A 19,931-nucleotide genomic window follows, 5' to 3' on the forward strand; every position below is an offset into this window, starting at 1 on the left:
CTGGCTCGGCCGCGCCGGCCCGGGTCGACAGACCCGGACCGGCGAGGGAGAGCAGCGCCAGTGCGACCGCGACGGTCGACCGGCCGTGGCGGCTAGGCCACCGAATGCGTCACCGTCCCGGTGTAGACGCCCGCGATGCTGTCCAGCGGCACGTTGACGACCAGGGTGGGGTTCCAGGCCGCGGTGTTGCCGCCCGTGCCACCGGTGTGGGTGAACGCCGTGAGTGGGGTGACGCTGTCCAGCGGCGCGGCGGCCGCGGCGTTGACCTGACCGGGCGTGAAGGTGCCGGTGCCGGTGGTCGCCGTCGCCGGGCCGGACCAGTAGTCGATCTCGCCCGGGAGGACCGTCTCGGCGGGGGTGCCGCCGCCGGTCTGGAAGACGGTGGCGGTCACCGAGGCCACCCAGGAGGCGTCCGCGGCACCCCGGGAGTCGGTGACCGTGACCGTGCCGAGTTGGCCGGTGATGACGCTGCCGGGCGCACCGCTGCCCAGATCGGCGGTGGCCGGCGCGTCGATGTCGAGGGTGCCCGCCTCCACCTCGAAGGTGACGGTCGTGTCGTCGGTGGGCGCGGCGGCGGCCGGTGCGGCGAGGAAGCCCACCATCGCGGCGGCGGCCGCTCCGGCGAGGCAGATCTTGGCAGTACGCACTGTTTGTTACCCCGTTCTCGAAGTGAGCCGGTGTGATTCCTCGATACAACCGGCTACTTCGGAAGATAGGGCAGTTAGCAGGCGTAAGCGGACAAACCGAACTTATGACCCGATCCGGGTCAGGTCAGTGCCGACTCGGCGGCCGCCAGGAACGCGTCGTTCTCGGCGGGGGTGCCGATGGTGACCCGAACCCCGTCCCCGGCGAACGGCCGCACGATCACGCCACGCGCCTCACACGCCTTGCCGAACGCCACCGCCCGCTCGCCCAGCGGCAACCAGACGAAGTTGGCCTGGCTCGCCGGCACCTCGGGCACGAACTTGCGCAACGCCTCGGTGACCCGGTCCCGCTCGGCGACGACCAGGGCGCAGCGGCGCTCCATCTCCGTCACCTGCGCCAGCGCGGCGAGCGCCCCGGCCTGGGCCGCAGTGCTGCTGGAGAACGGGGTGGCCACCTTGCGGATGGCCGCCGCCACCACCGGCTGGGCAACCAGCCAGCCCATCCGCAGGCCAGCCAGACCCCACGCCTTGGACAGGGTGCGCAACACCGCCACGTTCGGCCGGTCCAGGTAGTCGAGACCGTCCGGCACCTCCGGGTCGGTGACGAACTCCCGGTACGCCTCGTCGATCACCACGAGCACGTCGTCCGGCACCGCGTCGAGGAACCGGTCCAGCTCGGCCCGGCGCACCGCCGTACCGGTGGGGTTGTTCGGGTTGCAGACGAAGATCACCCGGGTCCGGTCGGTCACCGCCGCGGCCATCGCCGCCAGATCGTGCCCGTGCCCGGCGTCGTTGGGCACCCGCACGCTCGTCGCGCCGCTGGTCGCCACGATGATCGGGTACGCCTCGAAGGACCGCCACGAGTAGAGCACCTCGTCGCCGGGCAGGCAGGTGGCCCGGACCAGGTGCTCGGCGAGCGCCACCGACCCGCAGCCGGTGGCGATCCGGTCGGCGTGCACCCCGTACCGCTCGGCAAGCGCGTCACGCAGCGCGACCACGCCCATGTCCGGGTAGCGGTGCGAGGTGGTGATCGCCTCGGTGACCGCCTCCACCACGCCCGGCAGCGGCCCGTACGGCACCTCGTTGCTGGCCAGCTTGATGGCCTCCGGCAGGCCCAACTCCCGAGCCAGGTCGGCGGGACTGCGCCCCGGCACGTAGTTGGGCAGCGCGTCCAGGTCGGCGCGGGTCAGCCGCAGCGCCGGCTGGTGACGTCCGGAGTCGGTCATGGGGTGTCTCCCGAGGGCTGGTTGCGGTCGTTCGAGGGGGTGGGATCGTGCGGAACTTCGACGACGACCGTCTGCGCGCGCTTGTCGTGAAGCGCCTGACGCAGCGGATGGTCGAAGAGCGGGGAGAGGGCGTCGACGAGTTGCAGCACCAGACCGATCCCGGCGCAGTACCAGAGCAGAGTGGGCAGACCCAACGTGCTCCACCGGCTCAGCGACCGACCCATGCCCAGCGGCTGGTCGGCGGCGATCGGCACCGCCCGGATCCGCATCAGCCGCTTGCCGACGGTCTGTCCGTTGGCGGCCATGGCCGGCACCTCGTACGCCAACCAGAGCGCGGCGGCGACAAGCAGGATCACCAGCAGGAGCGATTCGGCCTGCGGGCCGGGCAACGGCAGGTCCTCGGTGGAGGTCTCGCTCCGCGCCGCCCGCCGGAAGACCTCCTGCCAGTACGGGGCCCACTCCTGCGCCAGACGCCAGACGAACCAGCCGTTGGCCACGATGTTCAGCGCGAAGACGAGGCCGAAGTCGATCAGCCGGGCAACGAACCGGCGGCCGTAACCGGCCAGCACGAGGCCGTGCGGCCGTGGCTCGGGCGGTCGCACCGGCACACCCGGGTGGCCGGGCGGGGGCGCCCAGCCCGGTTGGCCGCCCGGAGGCGCCCAGCCCGGCGGACTGCCCTGCGGACCCCAACCAGGCGGGCCGGCGGCCGGTCCCCAACCTGGACCGGGGCCGGGCTGCGGGCCGTACCCAGGTGGTGGGCCGTACCCCGGTGGTGGACCCTGCTGCGGCGGCCCGCCGGGCACGACGGTCGCCGGGCCCGAGGTGCCCACCGCGACGGGCGCGGTCGGGGTGACCGGCGCCGGCGGCGGCTCGACCGGCGGAGGGCCGTCCGGCGGGGTGGCATCGACGGGGATGGGCGCGCCGAGCCAACCCTCGCCGTCCCAGTAACGCCGGGTGTCGGTGTCGGCCGGGTCCACATACCAGCCGGGTTGAACGCTCACGCCGCCGCTCCGCTTCGCTGCGCGTCGGCGCGAGGCGCCACGCTTCTGAGCCTGATGGTTCGCTCGCTCACGCCGCCGCTCCGCTTCGCTGCGCGTCGGCGCGAGGCGCCACGCTTCTGAGCCTGATGGTTCGCTCGCTGCGCTCGCTCACGCCGCCGCTCCGCTTCGCTGCCTGCTGTTTCGGTCGTTGCGCTCGCTCACGAGGACACCTTAACGACGACCGTCTCGGCGAACTTGTCGTGGAGGCACTGCTGCCACGGCTTGTCCCAGACCTGCCACAACCCGTCGACGTAGGTGCCGGCCGGGACCAACGAGCCCCCCAGGTACTGCACGAGCCAGCGGCGGCCGGCCATCCGCCGGTCCAGCGTGCGGCTCGGGTCGATCGGCACCACGCGCAGCTTGAGCGCCCTCTTGCCCACCGTCTGACCGTCGCGCTTGAGGTATTCCACGTGGTAGAGCCAGTAGAACCCGAGCATCACGACGAGGAGCCCGAGCTGGAGCAGCAGGAGCGGCAGGAAGAACTCGACGAAGAGGGTGGCCATGTCCGGTTCCACCAGCGAGCCGTCCGGGTTGGTCCGGGTGATCTCGGTGAACATCCGCCACCAGAGGACGAGGAAGAACGGCAGGAACAGCACGAGCGACACGGCGCTGGCCAACGCCGTGTCGATCAGCCAGGCCAACAGCCGGTCGGCGAAGCTCGCCAGCGGCTGACCGGCCGGGCTCAGCGGCGGAGGCAGCGGACCGGGGGGGCCGGCGGGCCACGGTGGCGGGGCGTACCCGGGCGGGGCGTACTGCGGCGGGACGGCGTACCCGTGGGGGTGTGGTCCGGGCGGCGGCGCGACGCCGCCGGCGGCGGGCTGAGGCCCACCGGCCGGCGGCGTCGGGTACGACGGAGGCTGCGTCACGCTCGCAAGTGTTACAGGTTGCCGCGGGCTTCCTGCTCCCGCTCGATCGCCTGGAAGAGCGCCTTGAAGTTGCCCTTGCCGAAGCCCAGCGAGCCGTGCCGCTCGATCAGCTCGAAGAAGACCGTCGGGCGGTCCTGCACCGGCTTGGTGAAGATCTGGAGCAGGTAGCCGTCCTCGTCCCGGTCGACCAGGATCTTGCGGGCCTTCAGCTCCTCGATCGGCACCCGCACCTTGCCGATGCGGGCGCGCAGCTCGGGGTCCTCGTAGTACGAGTCCGGGGTGTCCAGGAACTCCACCCCGGCGGCCCGCATCGCGTCGACGCTGGCCAGGATGTCGTTGGTGGCGACGGCGATGTGCTGCGCGCCGGGGCCCTGGTAGAACTCCAGGTACTCGTCGATCTGGGACTTCTTGCGGGCGATCGCCGGCTCGTTGAGCGGGAACTTCACCTTGCGGGTGCCGTTCGCGACGACCTTGCTCATCAGCGCCGAGTAGTCGGTGGCGATGTCGTCGCCGACGAACTCCGCCATGTTGGAGAAGCCCATCACCCGCTTGTAGAACTCGACCCACTCGTCCATCCGGCCCAGCTCCACGTTGCCGACCACGTGGTCGACGGCCTGGAAGAAGCGCTTCGGCTGGATGCCGGCGTCGATCATCGGCTGCCGGTCCACGATCGGGCCGCGAGCGGCGAAGCCGGGCAGGAACGGGCCGGTGTAGCGCGACCTGTCGACGAGGGTGTGCCGGGTGTCGCCGTACGCGGCGATGGCGGCCATCCGGACGGTGCCGTGCTCGTCGGTCACCTCGTGCGGCTCCACGACGCTGGCGGCGCCCTGCGCGATGGCGTGCGCGTACGCGGCGTCGACGTCCGGCACCTCCAGCGCGATGTCGCTGATCCCGTCGCTGTGCTTCGCCACGTGCTCGGCGCCGTCGGCGTCCGGGCGCACCGCGCCGGTCAGCACGAACCGGGCCGAGCCACTGGTGAGCACGTACTGGGCGTGGTCCCGGTAACCCTGCTCGGGGCCGCGGTACGCCACGCAGGTCATGCCGAACGCGGTGGAGTAGTAGTGCGCGGCCTGCTTGGCGTTGCCGACCAGGAAGTGCACGTGGTCGAGGCCCCGGACCGGGAACGGGTCGTGGCTGATGTCGTGGTCGACAGCGCCGACGAGCCGGTCGACGTCGACGTCCTCGGTCGACTGGGGTCGGTCGATCGCCTGGGTCATGGTGGTCTCCCTCGCGTACCGGCCGGCCTCGTGGGCCGGTTCCTGTCCGAAGGATCGCGGGACGGGCATCGAGTGGGCAACTGTCGGCGTAAATGCTGGTCAGGTTGTGCATTCGGTATGGTGTTGACCCATGAATGGTGAGCAGGCTGTACAGCTCGACGCGCTCGACGTGCGCTTGATCGAACTGCTCGCCGAGGAGCCGCGGATCGGGGTGCTGGAATGCTCCCGCCGGCTCGGGGTGGCCCGGGGCACCGTGCAGGCCCGGCTGGACAAGCTCGTCGACCGGGGTGTCGTCGGCGGCTTCGGCCCGGAGATCGCACCGGCCGCGATCGGGTTCGGGGTGACCAGCTTCGTCACCCTGGAGATCAGCCAGCGGCACGGCCACGACCCGGTCACCGCCCACCTCGCCGCCATCCCCGAGGTGCTGGAGGCGCACACCATCACCGGCTCCAGCGACCTGCTCTGCCGGATCGTGGCCCGCTCCAACACCGACCTGCAACGGGTCATCGACCAGATCGTCTCCTCGGCCGGCATCACCCGGGCCTCGACGATCATCGCGCTGGCCGAGCAGATCCCGTACCGCACGCTGCCGCTGGTACGCAGCTCCGTGCGGGGGTCCTCGTAACACCTTCGCGCGCAGAAAGCGCGGCGACACGGCGGCGCGGGCGTACGGAAGTTCCGTGATCGTGGCTACGGTGTGCGGGTGGCGAAGGGGAGCGTGCGCGGTGGGCTGCTGCTCGGCCTCGCCGTGGTCGTCGCGCTCGCCGCGACCGGCGTGTGGAACCCCTTCCCCGGTCTGTGGGACTGGGTGGACCGCAGCGAACCCATCTCCGAGCCGGACGTGGTCTGGCAGCAACGGATCGGCGGCACCCCGCGCAGCGTGACGATCGCCGGCGACGCCGTCGTGGTCGAGCAGCGTACCCGGGTGGAAGCCCGCAGCCTGGCCACCGGCGCCCAGCTCTGGGAGCGCAAGGCGGACTGGTCGGCGGTCGCGGGCGGTGACCGGGACGCGGTCGTCGCCGTCGGCAAGCTCCTGGTCAAGGGGTACGAGCTGCTCGACCCGGCCACCGGGGCGACCCGGCGACGCGACGCCGACGCGGTGGCCGTCTGGACGTACCGCAACCTGCTCCTCGACGCCCGCTGCACGGACGCGACCGACTGCACCCTGAGCGCCTGGGACCCACGCGGCACCACGCCACTCTGGACGGCGTTCCTGCCCGGGGTGCACAGCGGCCTGCTCGCCGACAACCCCGGCCTGCGCGGCACCCGTCGGCTCACCGCCACCCGCATCGACGACGGGGTGGCCGGGGCGGAACCAGCGCCACCGCTGCTCGGCTTCCCGGTGGACGGTCGGGTGCACGTCGTCGACACCGCCACCGGTCGCGTGTTGCAGAACGTCGAACCCGGGCGGGACGAGCGGCTGTCCGTGGTGGGCGGCCGGATGCTGCGGATCGCCGCCCGATCCCAGGACGGCACCTGCTACTTCGCCATCTCCGCCCGGGACCCGGCGACCGGTCAGGAGGCCTGGCAGCGTGCCGGGGTCAACCTGCGGACCGCCGACAGCGCCGGCTGCGTGCAGCGCGAAGATCCGCAGGGCGCGCGGAACGTGCTGATCGGTGTCGGCCCGGACGGCCGCGAGGCGGTCGTCGACGGGTACGACGGCCGGCTGCTCTGGGTCGGCGAGGCGGGCACCAAGCTGATCGCTGTCGACGACCGCTACGCGGTGTTCCGCGCCGCCGACAAACGTTCGGTGGTCGCCCGTCAGCTCGGCACCGACCGGGTGCTGTGGAGCCGGCCCGCCACCGGCAAGGCCGGTGCCGCGCTGACCCCGTACGCGGCGGTGGTCACCGACGAGAAGCCGTCCCGGTTGGTCGCTGTGGACCCGCGCAACGGGCGGGAGTTGGCCATGCTGCGCACCTCGGCCAACGCCCTCGCCGTCGGGTCGCAAGGCATGATCATCGGCGAGGGACGCGAGATCGGCTACGTCCGCTTCGGCGCTGCCGGGGGCTCACCGGCCCGCCCGCCCGGCGACGGTGGGAACCCCGCGCCGGGCGGCACCGGCCCCGGCGGGCCGACCAACGGCGACTGCGGGCCGAAGGGCGAACTCTGCCCCGACCCGGACGGCGGCAAGGACGGCTGAGGGCCTGGTCACCCGCTGGATGAGCGGGCGGCGGGCCCGCGGGATGAGAGCGGCGTCCCAGGACCCGCCCGGCGGGTGGGAGTGATCGACCGGTCTGCCCTAGGCTTGCCGCTCATGAGCAGTGCCGCCGCATTCTCGTACGCCCCCCTGCTGCCGACCGGCCCCGACCAGACGGACTATCGCCTGGTCACGGACGAGGGCGTCGACGTCGTACACGGCCCGGGAGGCCGTCGGTTCCTCACCGTGGAGCCGGCCGCGCTCACCGCGCTGACCGCCGAGGCGATGCACGACATCGCGCACTTCCTCCGCCCCGCGCACCTGGCCCAGCTCCGGGCGATCATCGACGACCCGGCGGCCTCGCCGAACGATCGGTTCGTCGCGCTGGACCTGCTGCGCAACGCCAACATCGCCGCCGGCGGGGTGCTGCCGATGTGCCAGGACACCGGCACCGCGATCGTGATGGGCAAGCGTGGCCGGCACGTGCTCACCGACGGCGCGGACGCCGAGGCCATCTCCCGGGGCGTCTACCAGGCCTACACCAAGCTCAACCTGCGCTACTCCCAACTCGCCCCGCTGACCATGTGGGACGAGCGGAACACCGGCAGCAACCTGCCGGCCCAGGTCGAGCTGTACGCCGAGGACCCGGACGGGCACCCCGACGCGTACAAGTTCCTGTTCATGGCCAAGGGCGGTGGCTCGGCCAACAAGTCGTACCTCTACCAGGAGACCAAGGCGCTGCTCAACCCGACGCGGATGATGCAGTTCCTGGAGGAGAAGCTGCGGCTGATCGGCACCGCCGCCTGCCCGCCGTACCACCTGGCCATCGTCATCGGCGGCACCTCCGCCGAGTACGCCCTGAAGACCGCGAAGTACGCCAGCGCGAAGTATCTCGACGCGCTGCCCACCTCCGGCTCGATGAGCGCGCACGGCTTCCGCGACCTGGAGCTGGAGGCGGAGGTGCTGGAGCTGACCCGCAACTTCGGCATCGGGGCCCAGTTCGGCGGCCGGTACTTCTGCCACGACGTCCGGGTGGTCCGGCTGCCCCGGCACGGCGCGTCCTGCCCGGTGGCGATCGCCGTCTCCTGTTCGGCGGACCGGCAGGCGGTCGCCAAGATCACCCCGTCGGGTGTGTGGCTGGAGCGACTGGAAACCGACCCGGCGCGGTTCCTGCCCGACGTCACCGACGACGCGCTCGACGCCGAGATGGTCGTCCGGGTCGACCTGAACCGGCCGATGGACGAGATCCGCGCCGAGCTGTCGAAATACCCGGTGAAGACCCGGCTGTCACTGTCCGGCCCGCTCGTGGTGGCCCGGGACATCGCGCACGCGAAGATCGCCGAGCGGCTGGACGCCGGTGAGCCGATGCCGCAGTACCTGCGCGACCACGCGGTCTACTACGCCGGCCCGGCGAAGACCCCCGAGGGCTACGCCTCCGGCTCCTTCGGCCCGACCACGGCCGGCCGGATGGACGCCTACGTGGAGCAGTTCCAGGCCGCCGGCGGCTCCCAGGTGATGCTCGCCAAGGGCAACCGGTCCGGCCAGGTGACCCGTTCCTGCCAGCGGCACGGCGGTTTCTACCTCGGCTCCATCGGCGGCCCCGCCGCCCGCCTCGCCCAGGACTGCATCAAGCACGTCGAGGTGCTCGAATACGCGGAGCTGGGCATGGAGGCGGTCTGGAAGATCGAGGTGGAGGACTTCCCCGCCTTCATCGTGGTCGACGACAAGGGCAACGACTTCTTCGCCGAGGTCACCAAGCCGGTGCTCACCGTCGGCCGCCGCTGACCCGACCGGCACGGCAAGGGGCGTCGAGCGAATCCGCTCGACGCCCCTTCTGTCGCCCGTGCTGAACCGACATCGGTGCGCCCGCCCCCGGTGGGGGTGATGGGACGTGCGCACCGCCCCCGTCGGATGCCGTCACCGACAACCCGGAGTGAGTGTCCGATGGACCGCTGCCGATCCGCTCTCACATCGCTATCGCCTGACTGAGCCGATCTGTCACCGCCGGACTACGCTGCTGAAAGTCGGGCCAGTGATGCGGGGGAGCAGATGCGGTTCGGGATCCTGGGGCCTCTGCGGGTCGGCGGTGGCGAGGCCACCGTCACCGCTGGTCGAGACCGGATCGTGCTCGCCACGCTGCTGTTACGGGCCGGCCGGCTCGTGCCCGTGGAAGAGCTTGTCGACGCGGTGTGGGAGGAACGCCCCCCGGCGACCGCCCGGGCTCAGCTACAGACCTGTGTGTCGCGACTGCGACGCCGGTTCGCCGAACTGGGGCTGACACCGGAGGCCATCGTCACCGATCCGGCGGGGTACGGCGTCCGTACCGGGCCGGACGACCTGGACGTCGAGGTCTTCGCCAGGGGGGTGGAGGCGGCCCGTGCCGCCGCCGAGGCCGGTTGGCTGGACGACGCGCGGACGGAATACCGCGCCGCCCTGGCGCTCTGGCGCGGGCCGGCCCTCGGCGGCATCCCGAGCCGCAGCGTCCGCCGCCGCGCGCAGGCCCTCGACGAGCAGCGCCTGACCGCGTTGGAGGAGTGCGTCGACGTCGAGCTGCGTCTCGGCCGAGGCGCCGAGTTGATCGACGAACTCACCGAGAGCGTCGACCAGCATCCGCTGCGGGAGCGACTGCGCGGCCAACTGATGCTCGCCCTCTCCTCGGTCGGTCGACAGGCCGACGCGCTCGGGGTCTACCGGGAGGGTCGGCGGTCCTACGCCGAGGAACTGGGCATCGAACCGGGCGCCGAGCTCCAGAAGCTGCACCAACGCGTACTCGCCGGCGATCTGGTCCTGGCCGGTCGAGCGTCGTCGCCGATCCAGCCGGTCCGCTCACTGCCCCGGGCGATCGGCGACTTCACAGGTCGGCAGCAGACGCTGGCCCGCCTGATCAAGGACGTGGAGGCCGGCGCGCGCATCCAACTCATCGACGGAATGGCCGGCAGCGGTAAGACCACCCTCGCGGTGCACGTCGCCACCGCCCTCGCCAACGACTACCCGGACGCCCAGCTCTACATCGACCTGCACGGGCACAGCGAGCGCACCCCCCTGACACCCGCCGCGGCGGTGGCCACACTGCTGCGGCAGCTCGGTCTGCCGGCCGAGCGGGTGCCGACGAACCAGGACGACCGGTTGGCGCTCTGGCGCACCGAGCTGGCCGGACGACGCGCCCTGCTGGTGCTCGACAACGCGGCCACCGCCGACCAGGTGACACCCCTGCTGCCAAACGGTTCGCACTGCCTGGTCCTGATCACCAGCCGTCGCCGGTTGGTCGGGGTGGACGAGGGACGGCCGTCCTCACTGCCCGTACTCGACACGGACGAGGCGATCGAACTGCTCGGGCACGTGGTCGGCGTCGACCGGGTGGCGGCCGAACCGGAGGCGGCGACCGAGGTCGTCCGCCGTTGCGGCCACCTGCCACTCGCCATCCGGCTGGCCGGCGCCCGACTGGCGCACCGGCCCCGTTGGCGCATCGCCGACCTGGCCGAGCGGCTGATGAGCCGACCCGACCCGTTGGCCGAGTTCGAAGCGGGCGACAGGTCCGTCGCGCGGGCCTTCGCCCTGTCGTACGCCCAGGTGTCGCCGACGGCGCAGCGTGCGTTCCGGCTGCTCGGCCTGCACCCGGGGGTACGGTTCGACAACTCGGTCGCCGCCGTCCTCGCCGAACTGCCCCTACCCGACGCCCAGGACCTGCTCGACGAGTTGGTCGACGCGAACCTGGTGGAGGAGGCCGAGCCGGGCCGGTACCGGTTGCACGACCTGGTCCGGGAGTACGCGCGGACCCTGGTGTCCGAGCCGGGTCGAGAAGCCGAGCGGCGGGACGGCATCGAACGTCTGCTCGACCACCACCTGCACGTCGCCACGGCGATCGCCCGCAAGAAGGAGCTCTCCTCGCTCCACTCGCTGATCGTGGTGGCGGAACCGCTCCGCCCCGACCTGGTCGCGCTCGTCGCCGAGCAGGGCCAGGCCTGGCTCGACGAGAACCTGGCGGTGTGGACCGCCCTGGTCCGGTTGGCGGAGACCGAGGCATTCCCCCGCTACTGCTGGCAGTTGGCGAGGGCGTGCTGGTTCGCCCAGTTCGAGGGCGGTCGGCTGGATGAGCTGATCGAGACACACACCATCGGCCTGCGCGCCGCCGAGGCGTTGGGCGACGACCGGGCAGTGGCGACGGTGCTCAACTATCTGGCCTCGGCCCACTACCGGCTGGGTGATTTTCCGGAGTCGATCCGGGTCATGGAGAGGTCACTCGGGATCTTCCGCGAGCTGGGTCTGCGCAGCGGGTTCCGCAACTCGCTCGGCAACCTGGGCAGCTCGTACGCCGCCAACTTCGAGTTTCGCCGCGCCCGGGAGTGCTTCGACGAGGCCCGCGCGTTGGCGACGCGGATGCGCGACAAGGAGGCGCTGACCAACGAACTCAACAACCTGTCGATGACCCTGCTGCTGTGGGGACGGCTCGACGAGGCGCTGCTCCTTGCCCGACGGCACCTGGGCATCGCACGCGAGATCGGCGGCCCGCGCCGACTCGGCAACGCCCTCGGGCATCTCGGGATGATCCGGCATCGGATGGGTGACGTGGGGCCGGCCAGCCGGTTGCTGCACGTGGCTCTGCGTTTCAAGCGGCAGATGGGCACCCGGTTCGGTGAGGGTGAGGTGTTGAACGAGATCGGGATGATGGAACGGGAGGCTGGGCGCCCGGAGCAGGCCGCCGACCTGCACCGCGCGGCACTTGTCGCGATGACCGAGGTGGGGGACCGCGTCGCCCAGTGCGGCTCGCGCAACCTGCTGGCCCGAGCCATCCTGGACCAGGGGGACGTGACAAGCGCCCTCGACCTGCATCGCCGGGTGCTCGCCGACGCCACAGGGCTGGGAGCCCGAAACGAGCAGGGCCGGGCGCTGACAGGCATCGCCCGCTGCCTGCTTGCGAGCGACCCGGCGGCGGCGCGAGCGCACTTGACCCGGGCGCTGTTCCTGTTCCGCCAGATCGAGTCGCCGGACCAGCACGAGGTGGAACGGCTGCTCGCCGAGTTGGGCTGACGGATCATCTGCGAGTCGGCCACGGGCGCGGCAGGATGGTACGTGTGACGACTCCAGAGGCGACCGGTTACCGGATCGAACGCGACTCGATGGGCGAGGTGGAGGTGCCCGCCGAGGCGCTGTGGCGGGCACAGACCCAGCGGGCGGTGCAGAATTTCCCGATCTCCGGCCGGGGCATCGAACCGGCCCAGATCAAGGCCCTGGCCCAGATCAAGGGCGCGGCGGCCGAGGTCAACGGCGAGTTGGGCGTGATCGAGGCCAACGTGGCAGCCGCCATCGCCGCAGCCGCCGCGCACGTGGCCGACGGCGGCTACGACGACCAGTTCCCGGTGGACGTGTTCCAGACCGGTTCGGGCACCTCGTCGAACATGAACGCCAACGAGGTGATCGCCACCCTGGCCGGCCGGGAGCTGGGCTCACCTGTGCACCCGAACGATCACGTCAACGCCTCCCAGTCCAGCAACGACGTCTTCCCGTCCTCGATCCACCTGGCCGCCACCCAGTTCATCGTGGAGGACCTGCTGCCGTCGCTGGGCCACCTGGCAGCGGCGTTGGAGGCCAAGGCGGCGGAGTTCGAGACGGTCGTCAAGGCCGGACGCACCCACCTGATGGACGCCACCCCGGTCACCCTGGGCCAGGAGTTCGGTGGGTACGCCGCCCAGGTCCGCTACGGCATGGACCGGCTGGAAGGCGCGTTGCCCCGGCTGGCCGAGCTGCCACTCGGCGGCACCGCCGTCGGCACCGGGATCAACACCCCACTCGGCTTCGCCGCTGCCGTGATCGGCAAGCTCCGCGAGTCGACCGGGCTGCCGCTGTCCGAGGCGCGCAACCACTTCGAGGCGCAGGGTGCCCGGGACGCGCTCGTGGAGACGTCGGGGCAGCTACGTACCGTGGCGGTCGGCCTCTACAAGATCGCTAACGACATCCGGTGGATGGGTTCCGGTCCGCGTGCCGGCCTCCGCGAACTGCGTATCCCCGACCTTCAGCCCGGCTCGTCGATCATGCCCGGCAAGGTCAACCCGGTGGTCGCCGAGGCGATGCGGCAGGTCTGCGCACAGGTGATCGGCAACGACGCGACAGTCGGCTTCGCCGGCTCCCAGGGCGACTTCGAGCTGAACGTGATGCTCCCCGTGATGGGTCGCAACCTGCTGGAGTCGATTCGGCTGCTCTCCGCGGTGAGCCGGCTGTTCGCCGACCGGCTGGTGGCCGGCCTGGTCGCGGACGCCGAGGTCTGCCTGGCGTACGCCGAAGGCTCACCGTCGATCGTCACCCCACTCAACCGCTACCTGGGGTACGACGAGGCCGCCTCGATCGCCAAGGAGGCGCTGGCCAAGCAGATCTCCATCCGCGAGGTGGTGATCTCCCGGGGCCACGTCGACTCCGGCAAGCTCACCGAGACCCAGCTCGACGAGACGCTCGACCTGCTCCGGATGACCCACCCCTGACCCCGCTGAGCGCTGCCCGGCCGCCGCCCGGCCGCGGTCTGTCCCGCTCAGGGCGTGTGTCGTGGTCTGTCCCGCTCAGGGCGTGTGCCGTGGTCTCGCCCAGCCGAGGAAGCGGGTGAAGAGTGCGGCGGGGTCCGGGCCGTCGTGCGGGTTCAGGCGGTACAGGTCGGCAGCCGCCTCGTGCAGGACCGCGCACAGGTAGACGCTCAACCCGATCCGGTCGTGCGCGTACTCCCGGCGCAGGGTGAGTCGGGCGACCGGGCACGGCCACGGTGCGGCGCAGACCCGGCAGAGCCACAGCGGGCGCAGGGCCAGGTGCTTTCGAGGTGGAGTCGTGGCACGGTCGGTCGGGGTGGTCCGGGACATGCGACGGCCTTCCTTTCGACCTGAATCGTTTGTGGCATCACGCCGCGCTCCCCGCGCGTCCCGGGCCGGGCTGCGCGTCCGGGTCGGGCTGCGCGTCCGGGCCGGGCCGTGCGTCCGGGCCGGGCCGTGCGTCCGGGCCGGCTGCGCGTCCGGGCCGGGCTGCGCGTCCCGGGCCGGGCCAAGATCGTGCTCGAACCAGGATGTAGTGGCTTCCGCACGCCGGGACCCCACTGTTTCCACGATCGAGCACGATCTTGCGCGGCCAGTCGGGGTGACCGGCGTGATGGGGATATGGGAGGTGGGACCGCCCGGCACGGGGGAGCGGGCGGTCCCGTGCGGCGCCGGCAGATCCCGGGGGACGGGGAGCGGTGCCGCGCTTCACAGTCTGGTGATCAGGCGACTACGGTCGGAAGGGTTTGGCCGCGTCGTCATAGTCGCCCTGTTTCGGGTGGCACCGCCGCTGGCGGCCGGCTGGAGATGATCGTCGGCGGGGTGGAGGGCGGGTACGGCATGGCCGATGGACAGATGACGGCGGCGGCGTTCCTGATCGCGGAGCTGCGCCGGGCACGGGCTCGGCGGGGTTGGAGTCAGGACGAGTTGGCCAAGGCGGTGAACTACTCGGCGTCGATGGTCAGCGCCGTAGAGCTGGGCCAGCAGGCGCCGACCGCCAAGTACCTGGAACTCGTCGACCGCGCCCTGGACACCGGCGGCCTCTTCGGCCGGATGTCCACCGAACTGGTCAGCCTGGACCGGGCACAGCCCTGGCTACGTGGCTGGCAGGCGATCTTCGAGCAGGCGCGCGCGGTCCGGTTGTATGAGCACTGCTACGTGCCGGGGCTCTTTCAAACGGAGACCTATGCGCGAGCGGTCTTCGAGGCGGGCGGCCTGCTCGCTCGCGACGAGGTCGACCGGCGACTGGCCGCCCGGATGGAGCGTCAGGACGTGCTGCACAGCGAGCGTGCGCCGCAGATCGTGGCGGTGCTGGACGAGGCCGTGCTGCGGCGACGGGTGGGCGGGCGGAAGGTGATGCGCGACCAGACGCTGCACCTGGTGGGCATCGCCAACGGGCACCCCCGGGTCCGGTTGCACGTAGTGCCGCGATCCGCCGACGAGTACCCGGGGCTCGGTGGGCCGTTCGCGCTCGCTGCCCTGCCCGACGGCACGGAACTGGCCTATCTGGAGTGCCAGGTCCGCGGCCAGGAGCTGGACCAGCCGCAGGATCTGTTGCGGTTGCAGCGGGTCTGGGAGGCTACCTTGGGTGAGGCCCTGCCCCCGCAGGCGTCCATCGAGTTGATGAACGAGGTGGCCGAGTCGTGGAGTTGACCGACGCTCGCTGGCGCAAGAGTAGTCGCAGCAACCAGGACAACTTTTGCGTCGAGGTGGCGACGAATCTTGGGGACGTGGTCGGGGTGCGAGACAGTAAGGACTCGGACGGGCCCGTGTTGGTTGTCGACGCGTACTCCTGGCGGCTCTTCGTGGTCGCGCCCCCGCGCTGACGCGACCGCCTCGCCCGCGACGGTGGTCGCGGGGTTTCTTTGGCAGCAACTTCGGCGATGTTGCTGCCTCGTCACGGTCTGAGGCAGCAACTTCCCCGATGTTGTGCGGATCTTGGATACGGCGGCGCGGGTAAACGGCTCGACGGTGGTGTGTGGTGGCGGGATGATCCCGTTATGAGGGACCTGCCCTGCACCGAGCGGTTGCGGTTTCGGCGGTTGACCATGGCGGACGTCGACCTGCTTGTCGAGTTGGACGGTGATCCCGAGGTGATGCGGTTCCTCAGCGGTGGTGTCGCCACGCCGCCGGCCACGGTCCGCGACGAGCAGTTGCCGAGGCTCCTCGGTCAGTACGAGCGGCATCCCGGGCTGGGGCGGTGGGCGGCGCACGATCGGAAGTCGGGCGAGTTCCTGGGCTGGTTCGCGCTCGACCCGTCGGCGGACGGCACCGAGGCCGAGTTGGGCTACCGGCTGCGGCGCTCGACGTGGGGGCGGGGGCTGGCCACGGAGGGTTCGCGGGCGTTGGTCCGGTACGCCTTCGACACCGTCGGGGTGCGTCGGGTCTGGGCCGAGACGATGGCTGTCAACGAACGCTCGCGGCGGGTGATGGCCAAGGCGGGTCTGCGCTATGTGCGGACCTTCCACCTCCGGTGGGACGATCCGATTCCGGGGACCGAGCAGGGCGAGGTGGAGTACGAGTTGCGGGCCGAGGAGTGGGCGGCCACCGCTCAGGAGCGGCCGGCGGCGCGTCGGGCGCGGTAGGCGGTCACCGCGGCGCGGTTGCCGCAGCCGGCCTCGCAGAACCGCCGCGACCGGTTGCGAGACAGGTCAACGACCACGTTGTCGCAGTCCGGGTACTCGCAGATCCGCAGTCGGCTCAGCTCGCCCATCCGGACCAGGTCGGCGATCGCCATCGCCGCCTCCACCGCTATCCGGGTGGCCAGCGGCGCGTCGCGGGGCGTGGCGTGCAGGTGGTACGGCTCGTCGTCGTGCTCGATGAGCTGCGGCAGCGCCTTGTGTTCCAGTAGTAGGCCGTTGACGATGGCGACGATCTCGGGCGGTTCGGCGGACCAGATGCGGCGCAGCCGGGGCCGCAACTGCTGGACGCCGCGCAGCTCCGCGTCGGTGTGCTCGTGCCGCCCGCTGTAGGAGTAGCGGACGAAGAAGGCGTCCAGCGCGGCAATGTCGGGCAGCAACTCGCCGTCCCGGCCCGCGGTGTTGACCAGCGCGGCGGCGGCGATCAGGGAACATTCGGTGTCATGAGCAAATAGCACCTTGACTCCTGTCATAGCTTCCGCCTAGCGTCATCAGCACAAGGATAGTTTGCTCATGACACGGTGCCGACCCGAGGAGCGCGACATGCACTCACGACCTGCCGCCGGCGCCGCCTTGGCGGTGCTCTCCGCAGTCACCTTCGCCACCTCCGGCACCTTCGCGCGATCACTCATCGAGGCCGGCTGGTCCGCCGAGTCGGCAGTGATCGCCCGGGTCGGTATCGCCGCCCTGGTGCTGGCGATCCCCGCCCTGCTGTCGCTGCGGGGCAGGTGGGCCGTGCTGCGGAGCAACGCCACGGCCATCGGGCTGTTCGGGCTCCTCGGGGTGGCGCTGGCCCAGGTCTGCTTCTTCAACGCCGTGCGCTATCTGCCGGTCGGTGTCGCGCTGCTGCTCGAATACCTGGGCATCATCCTCGTCGTGGGGTGGATGTGGCTACGGCACGGGCAGCGACCCCGCCGGCTCACCGTGGCCGGGTCGGTGGCCGCCCTGGTCGGGCTGGCGTTCGTGCTCGACCTCGCCGGCACCGCCGACTTCCACCCCGTGGGTGTGCTCTGGGGTCTGGGTGCGGCATTCGGCCTGGCCGGGTACTTCGTGCTCGCCGGGCGGGTCGACCCCCGACTGCCCTCGGTCGCCCTGGCCAGCGGCGGAATGGCCGTCGGCGCCGCCGTGCTGCTCCTCATCGGGCTGACCGGCCTGCTCCCGCTGCACGCCACCTTCGGCGAGGTCACCTTCGCCGGGCAGCCCACCAGCTGGTTGCTGCCGATCGCCGGGCTCTCGCTGGTGGCCGCCGTCATCGCGTACCTGGCCGGCATCGCCGGCACCCGGATCCTCGGCCCCCGGCTGTCGTCGTTCGTCGGGCTGACCGAGGTGCTCTTCGCGGTGCTGATCGCCTGGCTGTTCCTGGACGAGCTGCCCACGGGGTGGCAACTCCTCGGCGGCGCGTTGATCGTCGCCGGGGTCGCGCTGGTCCGACTCGACGAGCTGCGCGGAACTCCGTCGGCACCCGCGCCCGTCTCGCCCGAGCCCGCGCTGGCGCTCGACGGTCGATGAGACAGTGGGCAGCGTGCTGACCACAGTGGTGTTCGACGCCGACGAAACCCTGCTCGACCTGCGCCCCGCGGTGACCGGCGGGCTGGTGGCCGTCCTCGACGAAATGCGGCGGCGTAGCCAGGCGGCGAACGAGGTGACCCTCGCCGAACTGGAATCGGACTGGGACGCGGTCTTCGGTGACCTGTCGGCCGCCCCGGTCGTGGAGATCCGCCGCGCCGCCCTGGCCCGGTCGCTGGCCCGCGCCGGCCTGAACGACCACCTGGACGAGATCGCCGTCCTCTTCTTCGCCCGCCGGTTCGCCCTCACCAGGCCCTTCCCGGACGTGCCGGCGGCGTTGGCCGCGTTGCGCTCCCGGTACACCCTGGGCTTCGCCACCAACGGCAACAGCCGCGCCGAACGCTGCGGGCTCACCGGTGAGTTCACCTTCGAGATGTACGCCCACGAGAACGGCCTGCCCAAGAAGCCGGCCCCGGAGTTCTACGCGGCGGTGGTCGCGGCAGCCGGGGTGCCAGCCGGCCAGATCGTGTACGTCGGGGACTCGTGGGAGCACGACGTGGTGGCACCGCAGCGAGCGGGCTTGCGATCGGTGTGGCTGAACCGACACGGTCTGCCGCGCCCGGACGATTCCGTGCCCGATGCCGAAGTGTCCAGCCTGGCCGACCTGCCGGCCGCGCTCACCAACCTGCCGGCCGTGCGGACCGACGTACCGGCGGTGCTGACCGAAGTGCCGGCTTCGCGGGCCGACGTGCGGGCCGACGTGCCGGCCTCGCGGGCCGATGCGCCGGCCGCGCTGATCGACGTGCCGGCCTCGCGGGCCGATGCGCCGGCTTCGCGGGCCGGTGCGCGGGGCGGTCTGCGGGCTTGATCGACTCGATTTTCTTGAAGGTGGGGTGTCGAGGTGCGGTGGAAGGCGCGGTTTGCGGGAACCCGAGTCGATCATGGTCATGTGGGCGATCCCCGTCGCCATCCGCGGCTGACCAGCGCGTCCCGCACCTCCCGAAGCACCGCCGGGAACTCACGGTTCAGCCGTCGGCTGGTCACGTGCAGGACCAGCCAACCCGCGTTGACCAGTAGGTTCAGCCGACGGCGGTCGCGGTGCAGTTGCTCTGCGTCGGAGTGCCACTTCCCGTCGTACTCCACCGCTACCCGATATTGCGGCCAGGCCAGATCGGGGTGCAGGACAACGCCGATGGGCAGGCGTACCGGATGTTGCGCCACGGGGCGCGGCAGCCCACCCAGCACCAACCGCACGCGTAGGTGCGACTCTGGCGGAGATTCGGCTCCGCCGTCGGCCAGGTCGAAGACCCAGCGCGCTCGTCGCCCACCGGGCCGATCGGCGTTGCGGGCAGCCAGGGCGGCCAGGGTGTCGCGATCGGCCAGCCCCTGCCCGAGCAGCGAGTCGACGATGGCGACGGCCCGAACCGGATCGAGCCAGACAGCCGTTTCCCAGGCGGCCCGCCCAGGGTCGGACCGGGGGATGAGGACACCCTGCTCTCGAGACCCGAGTGTGCTGGCCGCCGTCCACCCAACGCCCGGCCGGGCCGTCGCGATGGCCCCTGCTCTGATGGACGCCGCCGGGCGGAACAGTTGTCGTGTTGGGCGTGGTGACGTTCCGCCGGCAGGTGGGCGCTCTGCTCCCATAGGTCGCGCCGCATCACGTGGACGTCCAGCGCTCGACGGCCGCCCTGCGGCTGGTGGCCGTCTTGTGTCCGGTGGTTGGCTCGCGTCCGGTGGTTGGCCCGCGGCTGGTGGCCGTCCTGCGTCCGGCGGATGGCCTGCGGCTGATGGTCGTCTTGTGCCTGGCAGTCGCCGTGTCGTTGGTGAGGGCGCGGCCGGCTCTGGGGTTTCGCTCGCCGTTAGTGGGGTGAGGGCGTTGACGTGCACACTGAGGCCGCGCTGTGGGCCGACCCGCAATGATCGGGGCACGAGGACGTGCACATCGTCGGTGAAACTCGCGGCGTGTAGGACGCCGTGCAGGTAGGCGGCCGACGGGCCGCCGACGACCACTCCGGGCGGTAGCCGGAGGAGTGCGGCGCGACATGCGAGGGCGTGGTCCCGCTCCAGCCGCGCATCGGCGTAAATGTCGTGGCGCAACCGCACCCAGGCGGAGTTGCGCAGCTGATGTTCGGTGAGCAGGCCGTCCC

General features: G+C 71.5%; 17 protein-coding genes and 1 pseudogene. 10 read left to right on the forward strand and 8 right to left on the reverse strand.

All coding sequences use genetic code 11. The features are described from left to right. Positions 1-92: 92 nt before the first annotated feature. The 5 genes from ACPXBU_RS23245 to hppD form a co-directional block, all read right to left on the reverse strand. Positions 93-647 carry a hypothetical protein gene (locus tag ACPXBU_RS23245; RefSeq protein WP_425759641.1) on the reverse strand — a complete coding sequence of 185 codons (555 nt, stop codon included), beginning with the start codon at positions 645-647 and terminating at the stop codon, positions 93-95. 119 nt (positions 648-766) lie between these two features. Then, a complete protein-coding gene (gene hisC, locus ACPXBU_RS23250) occupies positions 767-1,870 on the reverse strand; it encodes a histidinol-phosphate transaminase (protein ID WP_425759642.1) in 1,104 nt (367 codons plus the stop codon). Then, positions 1,867-2,871, reverse strand: a complete 1,005-nt coding sequence (locus ACPXBU_RS23255) for an RDD family protein (protein ID WP_425759643.1) — start codon at positions 2,869-2,871, stop codon at positions 1,867-1,869. The genes hisC and ACPXBU_RS23255 overlap by 4 nt, the downstream gene beginning before the upstream one ends. 197 nt (positions 2,872-3,068) lie before the next feature. Next, the gene (locus tag ACPXBU_RS23260) at positions 3,069-3,776 is read right to left on the reverse strand and encodes an RDD family protein (RefSeq protein ID WP_425759644.1); all 708 of its coding nucleotides are present in this window, start codon (positions 3,774-3,776) and stop codon (positions 3,069-3,071) included. Between the two features lie 11 nt (positions 3,777-3,787). Next, the gene (hppD, locus tag ACPXBU_RS23265) at positions 3,788-4,993 is read right to left on the reverse strand and encodes a 4-hydroxyphenylpyruvate dioxygenase (RefSeq protein ID WP_425759645.1); all 1,206 of its coding nucleotides are present in this window, start codon (positions 4,991-4,993) and stop codon (positions 3,788-3,790) included. Between the two features lie 130 nt (positions 4,994-5,123). On the opposite strand from hppD, the gene ACPXBU_RS23270 reads away from it, so the two are divergent. The 5 genes from ACPXBU_RS23270 (at position 5,124) to ACPXBU_RS23290 (ending at position 13,603) form a co-directional block, all read left to right on the forward strand. Then, positions 5,124-5,618 carry an Lrp/AsnC family transcriptional regulator gene (locus ACPXBU_RS23270; protein ID WP_393369563.1) on the forward strand — a complete coding sequence of 165 codons (495 nt, stop codon included), beginning with the start codon at positions 5,124-5,126 and terminating at the stop codon, positions 5,616-5,618. Between the two features lie 105 nt (positions 5,619-5,723). After that, complete coding sequence (locus tag ACPXBU_RS23275; RefSeq protein WP_425759701.1) at positions 5,724-7,133, forward strand: PQQ-binding-like beta-propeller repeat protein; 1,410 nt, start codon at positions 5,724-5,726, stop codon at positions 7,131-7,133. Positions 7,134-7,247: 114 nt separating this feature from the next. Then, the gene (locus ACPXBU_RS23280; RefSeq protein ID WP_425759646.1) at positions 7,248-8,915 is read left to right on the forward strand and encodes a fumarate hydratase; all 1,668 of its coding nucleotides are present in this window, start codon (positions 7,248-7,250) and stop codon (positions 8,913-8,915) included. A 264-nt stretch (positions 8,916-9,179) separates the two neighbouring features. Beyond that, positions 9,180-12,158, forward strand: a complete 2,979-nt coding sequence (locus tag ACPXBU_RS23285) for a BTAD domain-containing putative transcriptional regulator (RefSeq protein ID WP_425759647.1) — start codon at positions 9,180-9,182, stop codon at positions 12,156-12,158. Between the two features lie 35 nt (positions 12,159-12,193). After that, positions 12,194-13,603: a class II fumarate hydratase gene (locus ACPXBU_RS23290; RefSeq protein ID WP_425759648.1), complete on the forward strand. Its 1,410-nt coding sequence runs from the start codon at positions 12,194-12,196 to the stop codon at positions 13,601-13,603. Positions 13,604-13,678: 75 nt separating this feature from the next. Here ACPXBU_RS23290 and ACPXBU_RS23295 read toward each other — a convergent pair whose 3' ends face one another. Continuing rightward, positions 13,679-13,969 (reverse strand): hypothetical protein, encoded by a 291-nt coding sequence (locus tag ACPXBU_RS23295; protein ID WP_425759649.1) that lies wholly within the window; start codon positions 13,967-13,969, stop codon positions 13,679-13,681. Between the two features lie 510 nt (positions 13,970-14,479). Between ACPXBU_RS23295 and ACPXBU_RS23300 the strand changes: the two genes are divergently transcribed. The 3 genes from ACPXBU_RS23300 to ACPXBU_RS23310 all read left to right on the forward strand — a co-directional run bounded on the left by ACPXBU_RS23300 (position 14,480) and on the right by ACPXBU_RS23310 (position 16,224). Continuing rightward, on the forward strand, positions 14,480-15,292 hold the full coding sequence (locus tag ACPXBU_RS23300) for a helix-turn-helix domain-containing protein (protein WP_425759650.1): 813 nt from the start codon (positions 14,480-14,482) through the stop codon (positions 15,290-15,292). Next, entirely contained in the window at positions 15,283-15,465 is a 183-nt protein-coding gene (locus ACPXBU_RS23305; RefSeq protein ID WP_112674237.1) for a DUF397 domain-containing protein, read from the forward strand. The genes ACPXBU_RS23300 and ACPXBU_RS23305 overlap by 10 nt, the downstream gene beginning before the upstream one ends. 174 nt (positions 15,466-15,639) lie before the next feature. Next, positions 15,640-16,224: a GNAT family N-acetyltransferase gene (locus ACPXBU_RS23310; RefSeq protein ID WP_425759651.1), complete on the forward strand. Its 585-nt coding sequence runs from the start codon at positions 15,640-15,642 to the stop codon at positions 16,222-16,224. Here ACPXBU_RS23310 and ACPXBU_RS23315 read toward each other — a convergent pair. Continuing rightward, the gene (locus tag ACPXBU_RS23315) at positions 16,191-16,751 is read right to left on the reverse strand and encodes a CGNR zinc finger domain-containing protein (protein WP_425759652.1); all 561 of its coding nucleotides are present in this window, start codon (positions 16,749-16,751) and stop codon (positions 16,191-16,193) included. The genes ACPXBU_RS23310 and ACPXBU_RS23315 overlap by 34 nt on opposite strands. Positions 16,752-16,821: 70 nt before the next feature. On the opposite strand from ACPXBU_RS23315, the gene ACPXBU_RS23320 reads away from it, so the two are divergent. Then, on the forward strand, positions 16,822-17,787 hold the full coding sequence (locus tag ACPXBU_RS23320) for an EamA family transporter (RefSeq protein WP_425759653.1): 966 nt from the start codon (positions 16,822-16,824) through the stop codon (positions 17,785-17,787). Positions 17,788-17,800: 13 nt separating this feature from the next. After that, positions 17,801-18,472 (forward strand): annotated as a pseudogene (locus ACPXBU_RS23325) (HAD family hydrolase); the annotation flags it as partial. Positions 18,473-18,729: 257 nt separating this feature from the next. On the opposite strand, the gene ACPXBU_RS23330 reads toward ACPXBU_RS23325, so the two are convergent. Continuing rightward, positions 18,730-19,428 carry an endonuclease domain-containing protein gene (locus ACPXBU_RS23330; RefSeq protein WP_425759654.1) on the reverse strand — a complete coding sequence of 233 codons (699 nt, stop codon included), beginning with the start codon at positions 19,426-19,428 and terminating at the stop codon, positions 18,730-18,732. Positions 19,429-19,931: the final 503 nt, after the last annotated feature.

The sequence above is a fragment of the Micromonospora sp. DT231 genome (genome assembly GCF_049847025.1).
In the GTDB taxonomy this organism is placed as follows: Bacteria; Actinomycetota; Actinomycetes; order Mycobacteriales; family Micromonosporaceae; genus Micromonospora.

Bases quoted from the DNA above. Each gene is read 5' to 3' on its own strand.
- ACPXBU_RS23280 (WP_425759646.1), top strand. From the start codon at position 7,248: ATGAGCAGTGCCGCCGCATTCTCGTACGCCCCCCTGCTGCCGACCGGC.
- ACPXBU_RS23320 (WP_425759653.1), top strand. From the start codon at position 16,822: ATGCACTCACGACCTGCCGCCGGCGCCGCCTTGGCGGTGCTCTCCGCA.
- hisC (WP_425759642.1), bottom strand. From the start codon at position 1,870: ATGACCGACTCCGGACGTCACCAGCCGGCGCTGCGGCTGACCCGCGCC.
- ACPXBU_RS23295 (WP_425759649.1), bottom strand. From the start codon at position 13,969: ATGTCCCGGACCACCCCGACCGACCGTGCCACGACTCCACCTCGAAAG.
- ACPXBU_RS23285 (WP_425759647.1), top strand. From the start codon at position 9,180: ATGCGGTTCGGGATCCTGGGGCCTCTGCGGGTCGGCGGTGGCGAGGCC.
- ACPXBU_RS23315 (WP_425759652.1), bottom strand. From the start codon at position 16,751: ATGACAGGAGTCAAGGTGCTATTTGCTCATGACACCGAATGTTCCCTG.
- ACPXBU_RS23330 (WP_425759654.1), bottom strand. From the start codon at position 19,428: ATGGGAGCAGAGCGCCCACCTGCCGGCGGAACGTCACCACGCCCAACA.
- ACPXBU_RS23270 (WP_393369563.1), top strand. From the start codon at position 5,124: ATGAATGGTGAGCAGGCTGTACAGCTCGACGCGCTCGACGTGCGCTTG.
- ACPXBU_RS23310 (WP_425759651.1), top strand. From the start codon at position 15,640: ATGAGGGACCTGCCCTGCACCGAGCGGTTGCGGTTTCGGCGGTTGACC.
- hppD (WP_425759645.1), bottom strand. From the start codon at position 4,993: ATGACCCAGGCGATCGACCGACCCCAGTCGACCGAGGACGTCGACGTC.
- ACPXBU_RS23300 (WP_425759650.1), top strand. From the start codon at position 14,480: ATGGCCGATGGACAGATGACGGCGGCGGCGTTCCTGATCGCGGAGCTG.
- ACPXBU_RS23290 (WP_425759648.1), top strand. From the start codon at position 12,194: ATGGTACGTGTGACGACTCCAGAGGCGACCGGTTACCGGATCGAACGC.